Origin of the sequence: Paraglaciecola sp. (genome assembly GCF_039943935.1) — a bacterium.
Taxonomy (GTDB): Bacteria; Pseudomonadota; Gammaproteobacteria; order Enterobacterales; family Alteromonadaceae; genus Paraglaciecola.
Genome location: NZ_JBDUZQ010000016.1, coordinates 32,889 through 57,623, shown reverse-complemented (window position 1 = coordinate 57,623; position 24,735 = coordinate 32,889). Strand labels below are relative to the sequence as shown.

18 protein-coding genes are annotated in these 24,735 nt (G+C 39.1%); 7 read left to right on the top strand and 11 right to left on the bottom strand.

Annotated features, from left to right (window positions below; genetic code table 11):
• Positions 1-131: 131 nt before the first annotated feature.
• The gene (betT, locus tag ABJD71_RS09135) at positions 132-2,099 is read left to right on the top strand and encodes a choline BCCT transporter BetT (protein ID WP_348167782.1); all 1,968 of its coding nucleotides are present in this window, start codon (positions 132-134) and stop codon (positions 2,097-2,099) included.
• A gap of 439 nt (positions 2,100-2,538) precedes the next feature.
• On the opposite strand, the gene ABJD71_RS09130 is transcribed toward betT, so the two are convergent.
• The 7 genes from ABJD71_RS09130 to lptD form a co-directional block, all read right to left on the bottom strand.
• Positions 2,539-4,563 carry a methyl-accepting chemotaxis protein gene (locus ABJD71_RS09130; protein WP_348167779.1) on the bottom strand — a complete coding sequence of 675 codons (2,025 nt, stop codon included), beginning with the start codon at positions 4,561-4,563 and terminating at the stop codon, positions 2,539-2,541.
• A 160-nt stretch (positions 4,564-4,723) separates the two neighbouring features.
• A complete protein-coding gene (locus ABJD71_RS09125) occupies positions 4,724-5,542 on the bottom strand; it encodes a symmetrical bis(5'-nucleosyl)-tetraphosphatase (protein WP_348167775.1) in 819 nt (272 codons plus the stop codon).
• Positions 5,543-5,546: 4 nt separating this feature from the next.
• Complete coding sequence (gene apaG, locus ABJD71_RS09120; RefSeq protein ID WP_348167772.1) at positions 5,547-5,921, bottom strand: Co2+/Mg2+ efflux protein ApaG; 375 nt, start codon at positions 5,919-5,921, stop codon at positions 5,547-5,549.
• A gap of 30 nt (positions 5,922-5,951) precedes the next feature.
• Positions 5,952-6,770 (bottom strand): 16S rRNA (adenine(1518)-N(6)/adenine(1519)-N(6))-dimethyltransferase RsmA, encoded by an 819-nt coding sequence (rsmA, locus tag ABJD71_RS09115; protein WP_348167769.1) that lies wholly within the window; start codon positions 6,768-6,770, stop codon positions 5,952-5,954.
• A complete protein-coding gene (pdxA, locus tag ABJD71_RS09110) occupies positions 6,767-7,750 on the bottom strand; it encodes a 4-hydroxythreonine-4-phosphate dehydrogenase PdxA (RefSeq protein WP_348167766.1) in 984 nt (327 codons plus the stop codon). The genes rsmA and pdxA overlap by 4 nt, the downstream gene beginning before the upstream one ends.
• A complete protein-coding gene (surA, locus tag ABJD71_RS09105) occupies positions 7,751-9,043 on the bottom strand; it encodes a peptidylprolyl isomerase SurA (protein WP_348167763.1) in 1,293 nt (430 codons plus the stop codon).
• Positions 9,044-9,135: 92 nt separating this feature from the next.
• Positions 9,136-11,325 carry an LPS assembly protein LptD gene (gene lptD / locus ABJD71_RS09100; RefSeq protein WP_348167760.1) on the bottom strand — a complete coding sequence of 730 codons (2,190 nt, stop codon included), beginning with the start codon at positions 11,323-11,325 and terminating at the stop codon, positions 9,136-9,138.
• A 152-nt stretch (positions 11,326-11,477) separates the two neighbouring features.
• Between lptD and ABJD71_RS09095 the strand changes: the two genes are divergently transcribed.
• The 4 genes from ABJD71_RS09095 to ABJD71_RS09080 all read left to right on the top strand — a co-directional run bounded on the left by ABJD71_RS09095 (position 11,478) and on the right by ABJD71_RS09080 (position 14,875).
• On the top strand, positions 11,478-12,485 hold the full coding sequence (locus tag ABJD71_RS09095; RefSeq protein ID WP_348167757.1) for a phosphotransferase: 1,008 nt from the start codon (positions 11,478-11,480) through the stop codon (positions 12,483-12,485).
• Positions 12,478-13,149 carry an N-acetylmuramate alpha-1-phosphate uridylyltransferase MurU gene (murU, locus tag ABJD71_RS09090; protein ID WP_348167754.1) on the top strand — a complete coding sequence of 224 codons (672 nt, stop codon included), beginning with the start codon at positions 12,478-12,480 and terminating at the stop codon, positions 13,147-13,149. Before ABJD71_RS09095 ends, murU begins: the two co-directional genes overlap by 8 nt.
• 13 nt (positions 13,150-13,162) lie before the next feature.
• On the top strand, positions 13,163-13,996 hold the full coding sequence (gene djlA, locus ABJD71_RS09085) for a co-chaperone DjlA (protein ID WP_348167751.1): 834 nt from the start codon (positions 13,163-13,165) through the stop codon (positions 13,994-13,996).
• A gap of 138 nt (positions 13,997-14,134) precedes the next feature.
• Positions 14,135-14,875: a choice-of-anchor H family protein gene (locus ABJD71_RS09080; RefSeq protein WP_348167748.1), complete on the top strand. Its 741-nt coding sequence runs from the start codon at positions 14,135-14,137 to the stop codon at positions 14,873-14,875.
• Positions 14,876-14,900: 25 nt separating this feature from the next.
• Here ABJD71_RS09080 and ABJD71_RS09075 read toward each other — a convergent pair whose 3' ends face one another.
• Together ABJD71_RS09075 and ABJD71_RS09070 are read right to left on the bottom strand one after the other, a co-directional pair.
• Complete coding sequence (locus tag ABJD71_RS09075) at positions 14,901-15,104, bottom strand: hypothetical protein (protein ID WP_348168114.1); 204 nt, start codon at positions 15,102-15,104, stop codon at positions 14,901-14,903.
• A gap of 214 nt (positions 15,105-15,318) precedes the next feature.
• Positions 15,319-16,173 carry an SPFH domain-containing protein gene (locus ABJD71_RS09070; RefSeq protein WP_348168105.1) on the bottom strand — a complete coding sequence of 285 codons (855 nt, stop codon included), beginning with the start codon at positions 16,171-16,173 and terminating at the stop codon, positions 15,319-15,321.
• A gap of 403 nt (positions 16,174-16,576) precedes the next feature.
• Here ABJD71_RS09070 and ABJD71_RS09065 point away from each other — a divergent pair, with 403 nt between their 5' ends.
• Positions 16,577-21,010 (top strand): ExeM/NucH family extracellular endonuclease, encoded by a 4,434-nt coding sequence (locus tag ABJD71_RS09065; protein WP_348167745.1) that lies wholly within the window; start codon positions 16,577-16,579, stop codon positions 21,008-21,010.
• Between the two features lie 109 nt (positions 21,011-21,119).
• Here the strand turns inward: ABJD71_RS09065 and ABJD71_RS09060 are convergent, their stop codons facing one another.
• Positions 21,120-22,880 (bottom strand): acyl-CoA dehydrogenase family protein, encoded by a 1,761-nt coding sequence (locus tag ABJD71_RS09060; protein ID WP_348168102.1) that lies wholly within the window; start codon positions 22,878-22,880, stop codon positions 21,120-21,122.
• A gap of 137 nt (positions 22,881-23,017) precedes the next feature.
• Positions 23,018-23,458, bottom strand: coding sequence for a hypothetical protein (locus tag ABJD71_RS09055; protein WP_348167742.1), 441 nt, complete (start codon positions 23,456-23,458; stop codon positions 23,018-23,020).
• Positions 23,459-23,675: 217 nt separating this feature from the next.
• Between ABJD71_RS09055 and ABJD71_RS09050 the strand changes: the two genes are divergently transcribed.
• On the top strand, positions 23,676-24,734 hold the full coding sequence (locus tag ABJD71_RS09050; RefSeq protein WP_348167740.1) for an efflux RND transporter periplasmic adaptor subunit: 1,059 nt from the start codon (positions 23,676-23,678) through the stop codon (positions 24,732-24,734).
• The last annotated feature ends 1 nt before the right edge of the window (position 24,735 follow it).

The window sequence follows — 24,735 nt, the reverse complement described above, 5'->3', positions numbered from 1 at the left end:
CTCGTTTATAATAAAAAGTTCAATGGATATTCATATTTTTTGGAAAGTGGCTAATCATAGCCATTGTGTATCAAAGACAGTGCCAAAAGGTTATATTGGTAAAATATCATCTAATAGGTAGACGTATTTAAGTGGTTTTAAGTAAACTCGATCAAGCCCTCAATCGCCCCGTTTTTTATCTTTCTTCATTGTCGATTTCAATATTAGTTTTGTTTGCGCTAATAAGTCCTGATACAGCTGATGTTTTTTTTACTGATTTGCAAAGCACAATTATTGCTAATGGCAGCTGGTTTTACGTGTTATCTGTAGCGACTATTTTGATATCAGTATTGTACCTAGGCTTTTCGAAGTACGGTGAAATAAAGCTCGGGCCTGACCATTGCACGCCGGAATTTTCTTTACCTACTTGGCTTTCAATGTTGTTTGCAGCAGGTATGGGTATTGGACTCATGTTCTTTGGTGTTGCAGAGCCAGTTATGCATTTTTTGTCTCCCCCAACTGCGACTCAAGGTACAACTGACGCAGTGCGAGAAGCGATGACAATGACGTTTTTCCATTGGGGGTTACATGCTTGGGCCATTTATGCCGTCGTAGCTTTAGTGTTGGCTTATTTTAGTTTTAGATTAAATTTACCACTAACCTTACGCTCTGCTTTGTATCCTTTAATTGGAGATCGTATTTATGGTTGGGCAGGGCATGTTGTTGATATATTTGCCGTTGTTAGTACTATTTTTGGCATTGCGACCTCTTTAGGTTTAGGGGCGGCGCAAATCAACTCAGGTCTCAATTATTTATTTGAACTGGATGAATCAGTCACCACACAAATATATTTAATGGTAGGGATAATTGCTATTGCAATTGTTTCAGTCGCGACAGGTTTAGATAAGGGGATTAGACGTCTGTCAGAGTTAAATATGATATTGGCTATAGCTCTGTTGTTATTTATCTTAATTTTAGGACCGACGGTATTTTTATTGACTGCATATGTGCAAAACACAGGGGCTTACCTATCGGATTTAGTGCGTAATACTTTTAACTTATTTGCCTATGATAAAACTGATTGGATAGGTGGGTGGACTATTTTTTATTGGGGTTGGTGGTTAGCTTGGGCTCCATTTGTTGGTTTGTTCATAGCACGAATATCCAGAGGAAGAACAATTCGTGAGTTTGTCACTGGGGTAATGGTTATACCTACAGCATTTACATTATTTTGGATGACTGTGTTTGGTAATTCTGCCATAGACCTAATCTATACACAGGGTATTGATGACTTAGGAAGTATGGTAAGTAACAATGCCCCTGTGGCACTGTTTGTCTTTTTAGAGAACTTTCCTTTTCAACAATTTTTAAGCTTTATTGCTACTTTAATGGTGGTGGTGTTCTTTGTTACATCTTGTGATTCTGGTGCCATGGTGGTTGATATGTTGTGCTCACATGGTCGCAATGACACACCAGTTTGGCAACGTATCTATTGGGCGATAAGTATAGGGTTGGTGTCGGCTATATTACTCACTGCTGGCGGATTAAACGCGTTGCAAACTATGACTATTGCCTCTGCCTTACCTTTTGCTGTTATTCTATTATTGGCACTGGTTGGGTTGATTAAAGCGTTACGGGTTGAAGCCCATAAGAAAGCAAGTTTGGCTATGAATTCTCACCCTCAGCCATCAGATACTGATGGAGGTTGGAAACAGCGCCTTTCGACTATAATACAATGTCCAAATGAAGCCACCGCAAACAAGTTTGTAGATGGTATTGTTCGCTCAGCGATGGAAAATGTGCGCGCTGAGTTGGCGCTCAACCAAGTAGAATCTGAAATCTCTGGTGATGTAAACAAGCTTACATTACACGTTGACCATGGCCCTGAACACTCGTTTGTGTACGGAGTAAAATGTGCTAAACATCAGCAACCGCTCTTTACTTGTGAGCCAGCTATACTCACAGTAGATAATAGTGATGAAGACTATTACCGTGTTGAGGTCCACTTAGCTGAAGGTGGTCAAGATTACGATATTATGGGGTGGTCAAAGCAAGCCGTGATTAATGATATGATTGACCACTATCAAAAGCACCTACATTTCTTACATCTTGTCCGATAATAATGTGGTGCGTTTAATACCAATTCAAATTTATAAGTGAACTGTCGAATGAGTCCAGCGGTTTAGCAGTTATGGTCTACTTTCTGAAGACTGAAACTCCGTACAAAAGCCGCTGAGGCATTTCTCTTAGGTGCGTTTAAAATGGGCTATTTCAATTTGGTGCTCAAACTCAAAATAGTGTCTCTACTCTACAGTTAAAGCACCTTTATTAAGCTCAATGACATTCTCCCTGAGAGTTCAAATCTTTACACATTGTCGCAATACGCTGTTGATTTATTTACTAGATAATTGTTAAAAGTGAGACTGGTGAATTTGGTCAAAGTGCTAACTTCAGGAAGTGGCTAAGTTGGTGTTAAGCATTTGGGGGCAGTGAGTGTTGTAATAAAAAGCCGGCTTTCGCCGACTCTCTGTTTATATACTAGTAGGCTAACCTACCTAGCTAGACCTTGAAAGCTTGCACTGAATTTTGTAATTCTTCTGCCAGTTTAGCAACCTCGTGACTAGATTCAGCTGTTTGGTGAGCTCCTGTAGTAGTTTCTTCAGCAATATTCACTATGCCCTCAAGCTTTTCACTAATCTCTAATGAGACAATATTTTGTTCGCGGGCGGCTTGTTCTATTTGACTACTCACATCATAAGCTTTGTGAACAGCGCTAGTTATAGATTCTAAAGCAACAGTTGCGTTTTCAGCTTGTTGAACACAAATTGTGGTTTGTTCCTTACCTTGATTCATTACCGATACTGCTTTTTCAGCTCCAGCTTGTAATACTTCAATCATAGAGTTTATTTCTTGAGTGGATTTCTGCGTACGACTTGCTAAGGTTCTAACTTCGTCTGCAACTACTGCGAAACCACGACCATGCTCTCCTGCACGTGCCGCTTCGATAGCAGCATTTAATGCGAGAAGGTTAGTCTGGTCAGCTACGCCCCTAATAACTTCCAAAATACCACCTATGCTAGCACTATCTTGGTTTAGCTTATTAATGACCTGCGCTGCTGCTTCAACATCTTTAGCTAATATTAGTATGGTATTTTTGTTTTCTTCTGAAATAGCTTTAACTTTTTCAGCTTCATGATCCGCATTCTTGATTTGATTAAGTGTATCTTCCGCATTTTGAGTGACTAATTGAGAAGTACTATGCATTTCAGTTGTGGCTGTAGCTACTTGAGCCACTTGTGACTTTTGTTCTTGAATAGAATGGGTGGTTTGCGTAGTCACTGCTGAAGTTTCTTCTGCTGCGGCTGCCAATTGAGTAGACCTAGAGCCTATACTTGAAATAAGTGTTTTCAAACTAGCTATGAGGTTATTACAGTTTTTTGCCAATTCACCAAATTCGTCATTAGCCGTGTCATCAAGCTTTTGGGTGAGATCACCAGTGGATACAATATTAAGTATTTCATTAACTTTATGTAGGGGGTTGATAATAGCTGATACGGTTCTATATGCAATTCCTGCTGCGATTGCTAAAGATGCTAAGCCTATAATAATGGTAATCATTTTTCCTGAAGAAACTGAATTGTTTACATCATCCTTGGCTTGTTGAGCTTGGGCATCAGCTAATTTTTTGAGATCGTCAAGTTTATCTGAGGCCTGTATGATATTTTGTTCTGATGCGGCATAAGCTACACTTGATTGCTGTTTACTTTCTAATAGTTTTATTTGGGTTTGTATCAGTCCCTGTGAAGAGTTGATAGATTCTAATACATCGTCAACAAGCCCGTATATTTCATTTAATGTGCCTGAACTATCTAAGTTATCTGCTTTATCTTGCATTGCAGTTACTTTATTTTGTATATCATCCACTACAAATTTGACTTCGCTACCATTAATATCTGCACGGAGTAAGGTCTCAGTTTTTATATACTCTGCACTAGCTGTTAGCAGGGTCATTAAATTTGACTCGAGTCCGTTAGCAATTTCAGAAGTCTCCTGTAAGCTACTGTTATCTAATACCTCATCTAAATCGGCAAAATCAACGATAAGTGTGGATGTATCATCAGCGTTATCCTCAACATCTCCTATAATATCCAATAGATTGTCTGCGTATTCCAACTGAGATTTTTTGTTAACAAAAAGTGTATTTACATTATCTAAGTACTCACGGAATATAGTCTCAGTTTCTACTAAAGATTTACGCAGTGCAGGCTCTTTAGTTACTACAGCTGATAGCGTACGTAATTCATCTTCAAAGTTTTGATGGCTATCTTCAAATGCAACTAATTTGTCTTCTAAGACTTCTGACTCTGTTTCATATAGTGCCTCAGTAGTTAATTTACTCATGTTTAAAAAGGCAATTTTTAGTATTTTACTCCCACTAACAGTTGGAAAAGCAAGTGCATTAACTTCCTCAGTAGCGTTATCAATCTTGCTTAAACTGGTATAGGCAACAACACCTAATATAAACATAAGAGCGGTAATGACTCCAAAACCACCTACGACACGAGTTGCAACTGTTATTTTCATGAAACGGCCTTAAACTTAAGTTGGATGTACCAAATACTGTCAAACATTAGTTATTAATTGTTGTTTTAATAAACCTGCAATGTGACAAGATTCAAACTATAACTGACTGAACCCAAATTGATAGAGATAATGGGTATATTAATTCTTAGCTATCGACCGATTATTGGGTTTCTTTATACTTTATTGAATGTCTAATGTTTGTTGATAAATCAAGTAGGGTTAGTTTGTTTCCCCAAACGAAACCTGTATCAAGAGCGATCGCTTGTCTAGTGTGAGTTGACCCGTTGAGAGCAGCCCAATGCCCAAAAATAACTTTTTGGAGGCTTTTTAGTTTTTCATTAGAAACCGCAAACCAAGGAGTGAGGTTTGGGTTTGCATCTTTTGGAGCAGTTTTACAGTCAAAGTTTAAAGAATTTACATCTTTAACAAAGCGCATTCTGGTTAGGGCATTAACAATAAAACGAGACCGTTTAGCACCCGTTAATTTATCATCCCACACCGTCGGTAGGTTACCATACATAATAGATAAAAAACTTTGCCAATTTTCACCTGTCAATTGTTCACTTATTTCGTTGCTATAAGCTAAAGCTTGCTTAATGGACCATTGAGGGTAAAGGCCTGCATGGGTTATTAATATATCTACTTTTGGTTGCAGAGCTAAAGGTTTTTTCCGTAACCAATTTATGTACTTTTCTATATGGTTGCTGGTAAGCAATAAGTCTAGTTTGTCATTTGGCTTAGCTTTTCGTATCCCAGAATAGATTGCTAGTAAATGTAAATCGTGATTCCCCAAAACTGTTTCAAAACTATCACCAAGTGAGTATAGATATTCTATTGTTTCAAGAGCTTCTGGGCCACGACCTATTAAGTCGCCTACTGCAATTAATTTGTCTTGTCTTGCTGAAAAGCCAACTGAGTCTAATAGTTTTACTAGACCACTGAAGCAAGCTTGTATGTCTCCAACAATATAAGTTGCCATTTCTTTAATTTAAAACATTAGGTACAGCTAAACGAAACACATCAATGGGAGCCTCAAAGGTTTGCCCATCTAAGGTGAGCATTTCATAAAAGCCCTGCATGGTGCCGATTGGAGTGTCTAAAATTGCACCACTACTATATTGAAAGGATTCACCTTGCTTGATAAGAGGCTGTTCTCCAATAACGCCAGGACCTTTAACTTCAGTACTCTTACCATTGCCATCTGTTATTAACCAATACCTCGCTATTAATTGCACACTTTTATCACTCTGATTTGTGATAGTAATAGTATAGCTAAATGGATATTTATCCTTATCTGGAATTCCATTTGGCAGATATTGAGTCTGCACATCAATTGCAATAGGGGAGGCTTCATTCATTACAGTGCTCAGTATTTAATTTTTTTGTCTTTAATCGTTACCTGATTCTATCGCATAGCTTTCAACAGCATTAGCAATTTTTGCAAAATCTTGTAAAGACAAGTTCTCTGCTCGAAGCTCTGGATTGATTCCCAAATCGATAAGTTGGTGTTCACTTAAGCTATTTTTAAGGCTATTGCGTATTGTTTTGCGTCTTTGGTTAAATGCCTGTGCGCAGACCGTATGAAGGGTATCCTCATTAGTGAGTGAAACTGGCTTTTGTTTATGAGGAATTAATCTAACAACAGCTGAGTCAACTTTCGGGGGAGGGTTAAATGCGCCGGGGGGGACCTGAATAACAGGTATTACTTGGCAATGGTATTGGGCCATCACTGATAATCTGCCGTAATTTTTATTTCCAGGTGATGCGGCTAAGCGATTAACCACTTCTTTTTGTAACATAAAGTGCATATCTTGTACTTTGTTTGCAAAAGAAAATAAATGGAACATAAGCGGTGTTGATATATTATACGGTAGGTTTCCAAATATTCTTAGGGGAGTATCCTCTGAAATCAATTGTGAAAAATCGTACTTTAATGCGTCTGTTTCAACGATATTAAGCTTGCTTGAAATAAAGGGGTGGGTTCTTAATCGAGCTGCTAAATCTCTATCTAATTCTACAACTGTTAATTCATCAAGTAATTCACATACAGGTTCGGTAAGGGCGCCGAGCCCTGGACCTATTTCTACCATGTGTTGCCCTTTTTGAGGATTAATAGCGGATACTATTTGATCAATCACATAGTTATCATGTAAAAAATTCTGGCCAAAACGTTTTCTAGCCGTATGCCCTAAATGCTGTTTACTCATTGTTTTTTCGCTGCTATTTCGATGGCTTTTTCGATAGCTAATTCAAAGCTACCCATGTCTGCTTGGCCTGTCCCTGCTAAATCTAATGCGGTGCCATGGTCTACTGATGTACGAATAAAAGGTAAGCCTAAGGTGATATTAATCGAAGCGCCAAATCCTTTATATTTTAAAACAGGCAGGCCTTGGTCGTGATACATAGCTAACACTGCATCTGCTTGTGCAAGATATTTAGGATTAAAAATAGTATCTGCAGGCAGAGGGCCTGTAATATTTAATCCTTCTTCTCTTAGTGCATCTAATGCTGGATTAATTACAAGTATTTCTTCTTTACCAATATGACCATCTTCACCAGCATGGGGGTTTAAACCACATACGAAGATATGGGGACGCTTAATACCAAACTTTAGCATTAAATCAGTATTTACGATGTGAAGTACTTTATGTAAACGTTCAAAAGTAATGGCCTTCGAAACATAGGCTAAAGGTATATGTGTCGTTGCTAGAACAACACGTAAACCTTCTGTCGCTAACATCATTACCACATCATTCGTATTTGACTCGTGGGCAAAAAACTCTGTATGTCCGCTAAATGAAATCCCCCCTTCATTAATAATCCCTTTATGTACAGGGCCAGTGACTACCGCATCAAATTCGCCATCTAAATTTTTCTTACATGCTTGGCGAAGTGTTTCAACTACATATGGGCCATTATCACTACTTAAAACTCCACATTTTGTAGCAACATTACTTGTGATATTCACTAAAAAAATTTGGCCTGCGGGAAGTAAGCTGGTGCAATCTTCTTGGTATTCAACAAATTTAATAGGTAAGCCTAGCTGCTTAGCTCTTTGACTTAACATATCTCCATCTGCAAATACGACTAGTTGCGCAGGCCAAGGTTTTTGTGCGACTTGAATCAATAAATCTGGGCCAATCCCTGCAGGCTCACCTGGTGTAATCGCGAGTTTCAATGGCTTCATTTAGCTTGCCGAGTCGCTTAGGATTTCAACATAAGCGCCTGCACGTATTTCTCGAAGCCAAGTGTCGGCTTCTTCAGCAAATTTACGTTGAAATAATAACTGATAAGCTTTTTCTTCTTTACGCTGCTCAGTGATATCACCTACACGCTTGCCAAGTAGTTGCATTAAATGCCAGCCAAACTGAGAACGTACTGGTTGACTTATTTCATCTACTTCTAGTTTACCAAGTGTTTCTTGGAACTCAGGGACATAAACACTAGGGTCTGACCAGCCTAATTCACCACCTTTTAAGGCAGAACCTGGGTCGGCAGAATGCTCTTTGGCTAGCTCACCAAAATCTGCTTCTCCTGCTAATATCTGTTCGCGGAAGTCTTTCAGCATTTTTTCCGCTTTCTCATCACTTAAAATTACAGAAGGGGGAATTAATATATGTCTTGCGTTAACTTCAGAAATTTCTACTTTTTCAATTCCTCGAAGGTCTTTTATTTTCAGAATATGAAAACCTGCGCCGCTACGAATAGGGCCAACGAGTGTGTCTTTACTCTTGTTCTGAACCGCCTCTGCAAAAAGAGTAGGCATAGAGTTGATGTTCATCCAACCTAAGTCACCACCTTCTAGCGCTAGTGCCCCCCCTGATGATGCGGTTGCAATTTTTGCGAAATCAGAGCCATTATTGAGTAGTTCTAAAACTTTAGTTGCACGACTTTTTGCAGCCGTTATGTCTTCATCTGTAGGTTCTGATGGAAACTCAATCAAGATATGGCCTAAGTGGTACTCGGCTTGTTGGCTACCCTGTTCGTCAATAAGTTTTACTAAGTTATCAACTTCTTGATCTGTAATATAGACACGACGCCTTACATTGGCTCGGCGAACTTCACCCAGTATAATTTCTTTACGAATTTCTTCTCTATAAGTGTCATACGTGATGCCTTCTCGAGCAACCTTGTTACGAAATTGCTCTATCGTCATATTTTCACCTTGAGCAATATTACCTATGGTTTGTTCTAACTGAGGATCGCTAATTTGTATACCCATACGCTCAGCAAGTTGCATTTGCAAATTATCGACAATTAACTTTTCAATAGCTTGAGTGCGGACTACACGATCTGAAGGCAAGGTTTGGTTGTTAATCGCCGCATTACGTTTTACTACCGCAACAAGTTCTTCGATTTCACTTTCTAACACCACACTTTGATCAACAATTACCGAGACTTTGTCGAGTGACTGAGGTGCAGCAAAGGTTTTAAGTGTTAAAAATGCGCTGACTAAAAGAGTAACTACTAATACTTTCATAATGTTTTTTACTTTTAAGTTTAATGACGTTTGTTTAAAAACGTCTAATAGAAATTGGACTGTTTGAAAAGGTTAGTTATTTCAAACGTTAATTAGTTCAACAGATAAGGGCGTCTATATCCAAAAAGCCCGTCTCGTAATAAATTCCGATTGGTAAAGTATACATGAAATCCTGATTCGAAATCATCGGTACTTTGTAATCCGGTATTATCAAAGCTATTGCTTAAATATCGTTCAGCGACGAAGCTAATTGTCCAACAACAAGAGTTGAATTGAACCCCATTGTACGCTTCTACCGTTCTGTTTAGTGTCCTGTCATGATACCAGCGGCCTATCCACTGCCAATTCTTTGAAATAGGCCAAGTGGCAGTTATGCCTATTTGATCAATTTTTTCTGACGATAAATTTCTAACAAATCTGTGGTTTATTTGAAGAAGTTTATTTTCAGAAAGTTGATATTCAAGGGATATGCTACTGCGCTCAACTTTATCTGTGATACTTGATACCTGTGCTAACGTATGTGCATACCATTTACTGCCCATTTGCCAATCTAATTCAGCAGCTAAGGCAGACTTACTGTCATCTTTAGTCGCATCAAGTACTTGATTGTCTTTCAGGTAGAATATTTGACCTATGCTTAGCTTGAACTTTTCTTGATTATTGTTATCGAGAATACGGGTAGTAGTACCTAGTGTAATCTGATTGTTATCACTTATTCTATCTAGCCCTGTGAATTCTTGGCCTCTAAATAAGCCTGCAAAATCATTGTAGAGCCTAGTCGTGTCATACAGTCCAATGTTAGTTTGGTCTTCATAGCTGGTGTATAAATATTGTGCTTTGGGCTCTAACGTTTGTGTTAGGGTTTTACCAAACCAGTTGATTTCTCTTTCGAAAGCTAAACTACCATAGAGTTTTGCTTGACCTAACGTTCTAGTGACTTCTTTTTCTAAACTGGTATCTGTAATGTTTTCTTGAACATAATGGGTGTGCATTACTGAAACTTCAGCTAGTAATTCACTCCATTGATTTTGAAATGGGTAGCTCAATGTAGGTGCAATATGAAAACGTGTGGCTGTAGGGTTGTTTTCATCGCCGCTTTCAAAGTAGGCGAGCTCTGAGTTAATCTTAAATTCAAATCCAGCCGCGAGATTACTTAAATAGTTGAGCCTAATTTCAGGGAGTGCCCGATAACTATCTGGGTGATCCCCTAAAACTTCAAAGTCTCTAAATTGAGCACTTACATCTAAACTTTCAGAGAAGTAATTAAACCCAAGCGTTTTATAAAGGTGAGTATCTGATTGGCTGTAATAATCTGAGCCTAAATCGTTAACATAGTTATCATCACTGAGGCCATTTATTTCAGCATTTACACGCCAATTTTCGTTGATAGTTCCATTGTGTACATATCGATAGAAGTAACGCTCGGAGTTTAGGTCTTCAGCAAGATCATTAGAAAGGTATTCGAGGTTAAGTTGGCCTTTATGTTGTTCTGTTAGGTAACGAAACTCTGTTTTGAGTTGCAAGCCACGGTTAGTCATTAACCTTGGGCTCAAAGTCAAATCGTAGTTTGGAGCAATGTTCCAATAAATCGGTTGCTCGAGACTAATACCAGTAGAGCTACTGTTAGTAATATCTGGGTAAAGTAAACCAGATTGACGCTCATCATTAACGGGAAAAGAAAAGTAAGGCAAGTACAACACTGGAACGTCTTTTATATAGAAGCGGGCATGCTTAACAACTCCCCTTGCCTGATTCGGGGTGATTTTGATTTGACTCGCTTGGATCCGCCAAACTTCGTCATCAACAGGGCAGCTACTATAGCTTGCTTCTAGTAAACTAATTCCCGTTTGTTCACTGATACCAATTTTATTAGCTTGTCCATGACCCTGAACTCGGTTGAGTTGATATGTAGACTCTTCAATTAATAGTTCGTTTGAGATTCTGTTTAAGGATATTTTATTACTTGATACCGTAATATTATTATCTTGAAAGTTAACATTACCACTGGCGACTAAAGTTTCACTTAATCGATCTAACTTTGCTGATGCTGCTTGTATTTTTGCTACTGAACTATTGATCTCTACTTTGCCATTGAATTCAGCATAAGTATTTTGTTTAATTTCACTGTACTCAGAACTCACTTGAATTTGCCCATCAAGTAATGAGCCATTTAAGTTTGGCCCAGCTACAGGAACAAAACACACTTCTTGAGCATTTAATACCCCAGCCCCCATTAATAATGAGCAAAGGAGTGGGCGGTGCAGTTTTAGAGTAATTGACAAGTAAAAAATAGCCTAAATAGAAAGTATAAAATGGTGTAAAATGTTAATTTTAAGGGTTTCGAACGGATTTACCAGTAGACTTGCAAAAAAAGAGATATTTCGCCATTCTCTCATAAAAACACTTAAACATCATTCTCAACTAGAGACAATTTTTGAATATCCAGACTACACGTGAACAACAGCTATTGAATTGGATTAACCTCCACACGCATTTTTCTTGCAAAGCCTTAATCATGGTTTCTGCTGACGCTAGCTTTCGTCGTTACTTTCGTTTTGAATCAAACGACAAGTGGATTATTGCAGTAGATGCCCCTCCAGAATTTGAGAGTTGTGCTGCCTTTGTAAATGTTGCCTCTAGTTATAGTAAACAAGGAATTAAGGTTCCTAAAGTGTTCGCATATGATTTGGAACTTGGATTTTATTGCCAGGAGGACTTCGGTGATTCTTTATTTTCTGGACGGCTAAATCAACAAAATTGCCCTCAGTTATATAAAAAAGCACTTGCAATCATTCCTTTAATTCAAAAATGTACCACCACTGTGGAAGGTCGCTTACCTCAATACGATACTCTTTTAGTTGATAGAGAGGTTGCTATGTTAAAAGATTGGTTATTCGATCGATATTTGGATATCAGGCTCTCGAAGAGTGAGTTAAAAACTGTACAGCAAGCTTTAAGGAGTATTGGAGCTAACTTCTTGTCACAGCCATATGCAGGCGTTCATAGAGATTATCATTCTAGAAACCTCATGGTACTCGGTGATGAAATTGGTGTAATCGATTTTCAAGACGCAGTAATAGGTCCTATAACCTATGACGCCGTATCCTTACTAAAGGATTGTTATCAAGAATGGCCTAAAGAATGGATTGAGTCTTGGTTAAAGGCCTGGCATCAAGAATATTATTCTGAGCATTCATGGGAAAATTTTAAGTTTTGGTTTGATATCGTAGGAATGCAACGACACACTAAAGTAGCAGGTATTTTTGCTAGGCTATATATTCGAGATGGTAAATCTGGATATTTATCGGATATTCCTCGTACTTTAAAATATTTAATTGAAGCTGCTAGTGCTTACCCAGAATTTCGAGATTTTTCGTCAGTGATTGCAGATAAAGTATTACCAAAAGTGTTAATCAAGCAACAAAGCAGTGTGTATGCATAGTACTGCTATGATTTTGGCTGCGGGTAGAGGAGAGCGCATGCGCCCCCTAACTGATTCTGTGCCTAAACCTCTTCTAACAGTTCGTAGAAAGGCATTAATCGAATATCACCTAGAAGCTCTGAAGACAGCAGGTTATGAGAGAGTTATTATTAATCATGCTTGGTTAGGATCCATGATTGAAGACAAAGTTGGCGGGGGAGAGCGTTTCGATTTACAGATTCTCTATTCTCCAGAAGTGGATGCGTTAGAAACTGCAGGAGGCATAGTAAACGCATTGCCTTTGCTTTGCCCAACTGAACAAGCGCAGTATTTTACTGTGATCAATGGTGACGTCTTTACTGATTACGACTTTTCTCAGTTAAGAAAATTGAGATTTTCAAATGAAGTTGCTCATTTGGTAATGATAGATAACCCAGAACATAACCCTGACGGAGATTTTTACCTAGATGAAAGTAGGTTGAATATTAACCAAGGTAAAAAGCTAACCTTTAGCGGAATTGCGGTCTATCAAAAGTCTTTTTTTGATAACGTCAACTGTGAAATTAAACCTTTAGCCCCCATGTTAAAAAGTGGAATACAAAATAACTTAATTAGTGGCCAATATTTTTCAGGTAATTGGACCGATGTTGGTACACCAGAGCGTCTAGCTCAGTTAAATAAATAGGTATGATGAGTAAATGATTGGAAAATTTTTAGGAACCATTTTTGGCTCTATGTTTGGTGGTATTCCTGGAGCCGTTTTAGGTTTTATGGTGGGACACTTTTTTGATAAAGGTTACAGTCAAGATTTCAATCAAAAAGGCGGTTTTAGCCGCTTTTTTAGTACGGAAGAAGCACTTAAGTCTCAGGCAATATTTTTCCATTCTTTGTTTTCGGTGATGGGGCATATTGCCAAAGCTGATGGCAAGGTTAGTGATTCTGAAATTCGTATGGCAAGTACCTTGATGGATCAGATGAAGCTAGAGGGAGATATTAGAGCTGAGGCACAACAAGCCTTTAGAGATGGGAAGGCCGCAAGCTTTCCTTTAAAGCAGACAATCAAAGACTTTAAAGAATCATGTCACGGTCGTCGTGACATAATGCAAGTGTATTTAGAAATACTAATTCAATCTGCTTACGTAGATGGCAAGCTTGATAAAGCTGAGCAAGCTATTCTAGAAACTGTGGCGCAATATCTAGGATTCCCCCAAAAAGACTTATTGTATTTACTGTCTGCATTTGAAGCAGAGCTGCGCTTTAGACAAAGTGGCGGACAACAGCGCGCTGGTGGGCACTCTTCAGCTTATTCATCACAGCAGTCTTTAGCCGATGCCTATAAAATCTTAGGGGTTACGGTATCTGATGACGATAAAAGTATTAAAAAATCCTATCGAAAATTAATGAGTGAACACCATCCAGATAAATTGGTCTCAAAGGGCTTGCCTAAACAAGCCTTAGAAATGGCAAAAAATAAAGCACAAGATATTCAAGCTGCTTATGAATTAGTTAAGGAAAAGCGCGGGTTTAGATAAACTTTAAAGTCGTAGTTTGTTGTGTTTCGTCAACAAATTAGGTTTAGTGTCCCGGCGTTGGTAATGAGTTAAGGCTCGCTTCAGTTTTTGTTCATGTAATTTTCTGCAAACTAGTTACAAGTTTGAAAGGAGCATTACATGAAAAACTTATTATTAATAGGGTTGGCAAGTTTAACTTTAACAACAGATTTATATGCTAAAAAAGCAGATGATTGGGAAGTTACATCGTCTGAACAGCAGTTTGATAATACCAGCGAGCTAGTCTACAAAACTACATTTGTTCCCCCTCAAGAACCATCAGAAACATCTAAAAATGGAGTCGCTGCTACTAGCCAAGCAAAACAAACTTCTGAGGCTAGAAAGTTAGATTTTCGCCCTGAAGCTAAAAACGCTAACTCGAACTTCTGGATATACGATGCCTGGGTAGAGTTTTATGGTGATGAAGACAGTGACGGTTACTTTAGCCACTTTTCGGTTGGTTTAGATGCAGATACTTACTTTAGTGAAGCTCAAGTTTATGCCCGCCTTTATTTAGGTAGAGATGAAGTATTTAAGGAGTATCATACGACTAGTACCTTCACTATTTATGGTGATAGTAGTGCTGACTATTTGGTGGTGGAAAGTGAACTGTTAACTGGTTTTACTTCGGATGATTATGAAGTGCTAATTGAACTATATGACGAGTATACCAATGAGTTAGTTGCTGTGATTGATGGCTACAATGATGGGGACTTGTATTTATTACCCTTAGAAAGTAACAATTATGAAGAAGTCTACGAAGAGCCTAATGTTATTATTATGACTGAGCATGGTGGCAGTATCGGCTGGGGGATCTTGTGCTTACTACCTTTGTTATTCAGAAAAAAATGGATAAGCTAGTAATAAAGGCTTATCCATCTTAGCGCTAGTTATTTTTATCGTTACTGCCGGGCTCTACTACTTCGGTGGCAACTTTTTGTATCAGCTTGACTCTACCTTGTTTTACTAAGGTATCTCGCAATACGTATTCTATTTGGGCGTTAACGCTGCGCAGGTCGTCATCAGCCCAGCGTTGCATCGCTGCTAGCACATCAGGGCTTATTCTTAATGGGAAGGATTTTCTAGACAAATTTATTACCTTGGCCTTTTTAGGACCGCTTGAGAATGACTATTTCCCATACTGGTAGTTGAGCCTAAAGTACAACTGACTAATTCCCAATTTTGTCTGCCTAAATCGTTTAGTATTACCTCAAGTTCATGTGTCTCGGGCGCTTGACTGATTATGCCTTTAGTTTTTGCTTTTACACTTATTACTTTGTATTCCCATTGCATGGTTACTCTCCTTAATACAAGCTGCCACTATTTACTATAGGTTGAGCGTTTTTGTCACCACATAAAACCACTAATAAATTACTCACCATCATGGCTTTACGATCTTCGTCTAGCTCTACAACACCTTTAGCTTGAAGCCTATCAAGGGCTAACTCTACCATACCGACAGCGCCTTCAACTATTTTACTCCGAGCAGCAATGATCGCGGTTGCTTGCTGGCGTTGTAGCATTGCGCTAGCTATTTCCTGAGCATAAGCAAGATGGCTAATTTTGGATTCATGTACGGTAAGCCCTGCTTTTCCTAAGCGTTCTTGGATTTCTTCTTTTAATCTCTCGGATATTTGTTTGGGGTGACTACGTAGTGCTACATCTGAGCTATCTTCGTTTTGTGGATCATATGAATAACTGCTAGCTAAGTTACGCAATGCTGATTCACTTTGAATAGTGACGTAGCTTTCATAGTCATCTACTTCAAAGATGGCTTCTGCTGAATCGGTAACAGACCAAACGACAATAGTCGCAATTTCTATCGGGTTACCTAGGTTATCGTTTACTTTAATTTTAGCTGATTCAAAATTTCGAATTCGTAAAGATACGGTTTTGCGCATAAAAAATGGGACACTCCAACGTAAACCATTTCGCTTTTCAGTGCCGACATAGCTACCAAATAGCGTCATGACTTTCGCTTGATTTGGTTGCACCATAAAAAAGCCACCCCAACAAATCAGCACGACTACAGTGCAAAACAGAGCGAATGGTAGCCATACTTGGTTATGTATCATAAACCCAAATACAAGCTGTAAGATTGGTAAAACAACAAAACCTGCTAAATATCCACTAATCGAGAAACTTTGCTTTTCATTAATCATAAATAATCCATGTGATGTCAAATTGATATCATTATGATTTTATTTCGTTTTGATTATAAATGCAAGTGACTCGCTAGTTATTGAAATATAGACGTTTTAATTATTTTGGTAATTATTGCTACCTCATAGACTGTTGTGTTTATTTATTTTGTCTCTGTTATATTTACGTGCTTGTATATTAAGTTCAGTAAGCATTTTAAGTTGCTGTTTTAATTACTTAATTGTTTGGGTGTGAATATTGCTTTACATGCAGACCAAAAGGTCAGGATCGGTCTTGGGAATACAATGGAAATACTATATATCTGTCATAAGGATGTCACAGAAGTATAAGAATATCGCCTTCAATTTATTAAATGATAATAAGCCGACTTATCGGTAGTGAAATTTTCTGGGAGAAAATATGAAGTTGAAATATCCAGCACTGGTGGCCGCAATATGCGCCTCAACAGTGCAAGCTAATGACTTAGTAATTACAGGGGTAATAGATGGGCCACTGTCAGGTGGTACACCCAAAGCTGTAGAAATATTTGTACTAAATGACGTTGCAGATCTATCTGTTTGTGGTTTAGGTTCTGCCAATAATGGCGGAGGAAGTGATGGTCAAGAATACACTTTTAACAGTATTGCCGCTGCTGCAGGAAGCTATATTTATATAGCCTCGGAAGCCGATGGTTTTGAAAGCTACTTAGGCTTTGCTCCTACAGATACCGCTGGGGCAATGGGCATTAATGGTGATGATGCTGTAGAGTTGTTTTGTGATGGTGCAGTTATCGATACCTTCGGAGACATTGACGTTGATGGCAATGGTGAAGCTTGGGAATACTTAGATGGGTGGGCTTATCGTTCAGCTAACACCGGCCCTGATGGCGCTACATTTACTTTAGCTAATTGGTCATTTAGTGGAGCTAATGCATTAGATGGTGAAACCTCTAATGAAACAGCAGTATCAGTGTTTCCTCTTCAGTCTTTTGCTGATGGAGTTATCATTGATGACGGCAGTGACGGCGGAAGTGATGACGATTCAGCTGGTGCATGTGTTGGCTGTGACGCTGCAGATAAAGTTGCTGATGCTTCAACCTTTGATGCATCAAGTTACTATGCCACTGTACAAGAAGAAGTAGATGCAGGTTCACAGGCCGATATTATTAAGCAACTACTTTCTGAAACCATTAGCGCTAATACAACTGTACTTTCGTACTCTCAAGTATGGACTGCTTTGACAGCCACTGATGAAGATCCCGCTGACTCAGATAATATTATTCTTTGGTACACAGGTACCCCAAGAGCGAAAAACTTAAATGGTGGTGATATTGGTGACTGGAATCGTGAGCACAGTTGGCCAAGTAGTCATGGTTTTGGTGATGATAGTTTTGAAGCTTATACCGATATACATCACTTAAGACCTTCAGATGTAACCATTAACTCTACTCGTGGCAACTTAGATTTTGATGATAGTGATTCAGAAATTTCAGCTGCACCAGGTAACTTTGTTGATAGCGATTCTTTTGAACCTAGAGATGACATCAAAGGTGATGTAGCTCGAATGATGTTCTACATGGACACGCGTTATGAAGGTGCTGACGTAACTCCTGACTTAGAAGTAGTTGATGACTTCACCGATACAAGTTCAGAACAAATCGGCCTTTTGTGTCGTTTATGGGAATGGCATTTAGAAGATCCTGTTGATGCTTCTGAAATGGCACGTAATGACGCTATTTATGAGTATCAAGGTAACCGTAACCCTTACATCGATCACTCTGAATGGGCAGCGCTGTTTTACACGACTGACGCTTGTTCTAATGATGACGGTGGTTCGGATGACGGTGGTGATGACGATAATGGTTCAGATTCATCTGTAGATAGTGTCTTTATTTCTGAATACATTGAAGGTAGCAGCAATAATAAAGCCATTGAGTTATACAACCCATCAGGAGCTGACATCGATTTAGCGGCTAGCAATTATCAACTAGGGCGTTTTTCAAATGGTGCCACTACTGCGACCTTCATCGATTTAGAGGGGATTCTGGAAGCTGATGGCGTATTTGTTATTGCGAATCCATCATCCGTTCAGGACATCTTAGACGTTGTCGACCAAACCAATTCTAACCTTAATCACAATGGTGATGATGCCTATGAGCTATATGCTGATGGTGAAGTGATTGATTCATTTGGGCAAGTCGGTACAGATCCGGGCTCTGAATGGGGAACTGCTCCAACTGACACTCAAAATAACACCTTAGTTAGAAATGCTAATGTATATGGTGGCGATGTTGATAGTAGTGATGAGTTTGATCCTGCCGTTGAATGGTCTGGGCTAGGCGAAGATGTATTTACTGACTTAGGTAGCCATACTGTAGAAGCAAGAGAAATCTTTATTTCTGAGTATATTGAAGGAAGCAGCAATAACAAAGCAATTGAGCTGTATAACCCTTCTAGTACAGATATTGATTTAGATGCCGGTAACTACCAGTTAGGCAGATTCTCAAATGGTGGGACAACTGCTACTTTAATTGACTTAACAGGGACTATTTCAGGAAAAGGTGTATATGTTGTTGCTAACTCTTCATCTGTTCAGGAAATTTTAGATGTTGCTGACCAAGAAAGTGGTAGCCTTAGCCATAATGGTGACGATGCTTATGAACTATACTCTGATGGTGTAGTTATTGACTCATTTGGACAGGTGGGCTTTGATCCTGGCTCTGAGTGGGGAACAGGAGACCAAAGTACTCAAAATAATACATTAGTGCGTAAAAATACCGTTACAAGCGGTGATGCTGATAGTTCTGATGAGTTTGAGCCTTCTGTAGAGTGGGACGGTTATGCATCAGATACTTTTACTTTCTTAGGCAGTCACGGTGTAACTGATGGCGATGATGATGAACCTGTGGTTGACCCAGCATTAGGCCTTTGTTTTGAAGATGCAACGTTAATCAGTGCTGTTCAAGGTAGTGGCGACGTTTCACCTTTAGTTGGCGAAACAGTAGTTATTGAAGGGATTGTAACGGCTTCTCTTCTCGAGCAGAATGGTTTCTTTGTTCAAGAAGAAAACGCTGACATGGATACTGATACATCAACCTCAGAAGGGATATATGTTCCTTATAGTGGTGAATTGCCAAGTGTTGGTGATGTGGTTCGTGTTTTAGGTGTGGTTGCTGAAAACTTTGCTCGTACACAGTTAGCTGCTACTGAAGCGCCATTGATTTGTGGAACTGACACTGCGGAGGTTTTCCCACTGAGTTTACCGTTTACTGATTTTGCAGCAGCAGAGTCTTTAGAAGGTATGTTAGTGACGACGACGCAAGCATTGATTGTGACAGACAACTATACGTTAGGTCAGTATGGTCAAGTAACCTTATCTACTGAACGTTTGTTTACACCAACAAATGTATTTGCACCTGGCTCTGAGGACGCTATTGCTCTTGAAGCTTCTAATGCATTAAATCGTGTATTACTAGATGATGGAAATGATACAAGTAATCCAGAAGTGGTTATTTTCCCAACGGGAGGCTTGTCGGCTTCTAATACGTTACGAGGCGGAGACACTGTTTCTTTGCTTACGGGAGTGCTTGATTATGCCTTTAGTGATTATAGAGTCATACCAACTATTGATCCGACATTTGCTGCGACTAACGCGCGTACTGCTGAGCCTGAACTCAATTTAGGTAATTTGAAAGTGGCAAGCTTAAATGTGCTTAACTACTTCAATAACATAGATAGTGGCCCAGATATTTGTGGACCTGATGGAAATGCAGATTGTCGTGGTGCTGATAGCGAAGCTGAATTTGAGCGTCAGAAAACAAAAACGGTTGCAGCTATTGTCGCAATGGATGCTGATATTGTTGGCTTAATGGAAATTGAAAACAATGGCTTCACAGACGGTTCAGCAATTTATGATTTAGTATCTGCAATAAATGACATCATGGGTGCAGGTACGTACTCAATTGTTGACCCTGGTACAACGGTAGGTACTGATGCGATTACGGTTGCACTTATTTATAAACCTAGTGTTGTGTCGTTAACAGGTGCAACTCAGATTCTAAATAGTGACAACTCTATTGCTGACGATGATGGGGTATTGTTTGTCGATACTAAGAACCGCCCAGCAGTGGTTCAAGAGTTTACTCTACTCGAAAATAATGAATCGATAGTTATAAGTGTTAACCACTTAAAGTCTAAAGGTTCAAGCTGTGGTACTGGTGATGATGACGCTACCACAGGTCAAGGTAATTGTAATCTTACTCGTACCCGTGCAGCTCAAGCATTAAGTGCTTTCTTGACTGAGCAGTTCCCAGAGAAAGCAACGTTAATCATTGGTGACTTGAATGCTTATGCTAAAGAAGACCCAATCGTTGCATTAGAAAATGCGGGTTACACTAATCTAATCAATTATTTTAATGGTGATGAAGCTTATTCATATAGCTTTGATGGTTTAGTTGGTTACTTAGATCATGCATTAGGAAATGAAGCGGCATTAGATAAAGTGGTTGATGTGACTGAGTGGCACATTAATGCTGATGAACCAATTGCCCTTGATTATAATTTTGAGTTTAAGTCAGATACGCAAGCCATCAATTATTATGCTGATGATGCTTACCGTATGTCTGATCATGATCCTGTGATAATTGCATTACAATTAGAGTCAACTGTGACTGTAATAGTTGGTGATATCAACGGTGATGGCAAGGTCAGTGCAAGAGACTATAATGAACTGATAAAAGCTTTTGGTAGTCGTGAAGGTAGCCGTCGGTATAATGCGAGTGCCGATATGAATAGTGATGGCGTTATCAACGTTAAAGATTTCTTCTTATGGGTTGACGCTTATAGAGCCCGCTAAGGTTTATTAGTGAGTCTCTTGTTAGTTTAATAAGAAACTAGAAATCAATATGTTAAAGGCCGCTCAACAGAGCGGCCTTTTTTATACCTACAAGCTAATGAACCGGAGGTTATAAATAATCGAACTCTTTATCCGCTAACACCATTATATCTTCGGCTGAGTCTAGTAAGTTGGTTTTATACAACTCTTTTCTAGGCAAAATACGTTTTAAGTAAAACGCACAAGTATTCGCTTTACCAGATTTCATACTTTCATTTGATGATTTTTTAGCCATGTCGGCCATGCTTAACCAAATAACGCCGAGTAGGCTGTAGGCGCTATAGTTCATGAAGTCATAGGCACTTGCGGCTAAATCAACAGTGCTAAGTTCTTTGACTGCAGTTGCCGTAGTGTGCCATTCCGTTAGTAATTCTGTGGCGCGCTCTTTATCACTCAGGTTTGTCATTTGAGAGATCTTACTGCTGAACAATTCATATGTATCTTGCAATACGTTATTTTTGTCACGGGCAAGTTTCCTAGATATTAGATCTAGTGCTTGAACCCCATTTGTTCCTTCATAAAGTTGAGTAATTCTGGCATCTCGTACTAATTGTTCCATACCCCACTCGCGTATATAGCCATGGCCTCCGTATACTTGAATACCTAAGTTGCTCATTTCAGTGGCCATATCTGTCATGAATCCTTTGACGATTGGTGTTAAAAAAGAAATTACGTTTTTAGCTTTATGTTTATTTGAATCAGTTCCGAACCTTTCTATATCCATTTGCTGGGCATAAAGTAATGCCAAAGCTCGACAGCCTTCTGCAATCGATTTTTGAGTGAGTAGCATTTTACGAACATCTGGCTGGTGAATAATTGAGTCCGCTTTTTTATTTGGCGCTTGAATGCCTTGGGGAGCACGAGATTGAAAACGCTCTCTTGCGTATACCAACGAACCTTGATAAGAGGCTTCGGCGATGCCTAATCCTTGCAGGCCAACCTGAAAACGAGCGTCATTCATCATAGTGAACATACATGCTAGGCCGTCGTTTTCTTCTCCTACTAGATAGCCAGTTGCACTGTCAAAGTTCATCACACAGGTTGGACTAGCTTTTAAGCCCATTTTCTTCTCAATACTGCCAACGGTGACAGAGTTTCTGTCTCCCAACGAACCATCATCTTTAGGCAAAAACTTAGGAGCCAGAAACAAGCTTATTCCTTTAACTCCTGCAGGGGCATCTGGAAGCCTAGCTAGCACTAGATGTAAAATGTTATCAGTCCAGTCTTGATCTCCCGATGAAATAAAAATTTTACTGCCCGTAATATTATAACTGCCGTCATTATTAGGTTCTGCTTTGGTGCTCAGTAAACTTAAGTCTGTTCCAGCTTGGGGCTCAGTTAGGCACATAGTTCCTGTCCATTCACCGGATATTAATTTTGCTAAATAAGTTTGTTTTAGCTCATCACTAGCATGTTTTGTCACTGCTAAAATTGCGCTTTCATTGAGCATGCCGGTCAAGCGCCAACTTACGTTGGCAGAATCAAGCATTTCATGTACGGGTACAGCCATAGTGTTGGGTAAATCTTGGCCTTCATAATCAGTTGTACCTAGCATCGCGTTCCAGCCATTCGCAACGTATTCTTTGTACGCATTTGCAAAGCCGTCAGGCGTCACAACATCACCATTTATAAGCTTTGCGCCTTGCTCATCGCCTTCACGGTTTAGTGGGGCGATGATTTCTTCGGCAAATTTTGCACCTTGATTTAGTATTTCATTTACTAGGTCTTGATCAAAATCTTGGAGCCCTAGAGCTTGATAGTGGTCAGATAGTTGTAACCATTCATGTAACACAAACTGCATATCATTTATTGGGGCTGTATATTGAGGCATCATAAGTCTCTATAAAATGAAGTCATCGGACCATTATAGATATAAATGTATAAAATTTGTTAATTAAAAAGACTGCTAAGTATTATTTCTGCTTATATTTTTTAAAAATACTGATGAATGGTCTCTGCTTAAAGCCTTTATTTAGTGGGCTCAGATTGTTCTATTGATACGAATGCTTCCCGTAGTTGATGCAGTACAATTGTCCCAGAAAAATTGTCATTAGTCAGTGCATATGGATCAACAAATGACACATCAGCTACATTTCTATTCGCCCATTCAGGAACACTTAACTCTTCAATTTGTTGGGAAAGTTTGTCAGTCAATCGGCAAGCAAAGTACTGAGTATTGCTAGAGTCTGTTAACAATAATTCGCCTACTTCTACGTTTAATCCAGTATTTTTCCAGACAACACTATGTGCTGTACATTGGGCACTTGTAGATTTCAGCGCTTTGCCTTGTGGTATATGCCAGTCGTCGTTATCTTTGTGTCGAAGAACTAATATTTTGTTATCTTTTACAATCAGGCATGCTGCTTGAGCTGGGGCTAATTCGTTTAGAGATTGTTTAATTCTACACATGGGATTCGCTGGAATTTCTTTGCTACACCCTGTTATGAGTAGTAAATTAATCAGTAAAGTTATGAGTGATCTATTTTGCAACATTCTGGCTATAAAGACTTATCTTGGATACGTCATTATCACACTAAATTATCCTTCCCCATAATAAATTGTTTGTGTCATTCATGGCATGTTTTTCGGGTGGTTAAATTGCTCGCTATTTTTAAAGGTTATTTCAATGTCTAAAGGACTTAAGTTTTCTCCCCTTTTAGTTGCCCTTGGCGTATGTATTGCGTTGGTTGTGTATTTGTATTTACCGAAAGACTCTGAAGAGAAGTCTCGGCCTAGCTTTGCCGCGAGTGTCGTGTCTCATGTTGTTAAAAAGGAAGAGTTTGAAATTTTGGTTGAGGCTCTAGGAACGGCAACTGCAAATGAATCTGTGATGATTACTGCACAAACCTCTGACATTGTGCAACAGCTTCATTTTAACGATAGCGATGTTGTTAAAAAAGGGCAATTGTTGTTGGAGTTAGATGACAAAGTCGAAAAAGCACGTATTGCTGAATTGGATGTGAGTCTAAAAGAAGCTGAACGCCAACTAAAACGAGTTAGCGATTTAGCCAAAAGTAATGTGGCATCTGAACAATTACTTGATGAGCAAGAGGCTAGAGTTAAATCTTTAAAAGCACAGTATATTGTGTCTGAAACAGAACTTGATGAGTTGCAGATAAAAGCGCCGTTTGATGGTTTGTTAGGTGTTCGAGAAGTGAGTATCGGTGCATTTGTTAAACCCGGTGACTTGATTACGACGTTAGATGACTTAAGTACTATAAAAGTCGATTTCGATGTCGCTGAGGTGCATTTATCTAGCATCGCGATAGGACAGAAAATCAGATCTACTTCTATTGCTTATGAGGGTGAAATTTTTGAAGGCACAATCGCAAGTGTTGGATCAAGAGTTGACCCTTCGACTCGTTCTGTAAAAGTGCGAGCTGTTATTGATAACCAAGACTTAAAGTTGCGTCCAGGGATGTTGCTGCAAATATTGCTACAAAAACAAGTCTTGAATACCTTGGTGTTACCTGAAAGTGCCTTAGTTCCATTAGAAGATAGTCAGTTTGTATTTGTGATTAAAGATGATAAAGCAGTGAAAGTAGAAGTTGAGATAGGGGATAGAAAACCCGGTATTGTGCAGATAATAGGTGGATTAAAGGTAGGCGATATTGTGGTCATTGAAGGGACTTTAAAATTGCGAGACGGGTCTAGTGTTAATGTTGTTAATGATAGCGAGGTTTAAC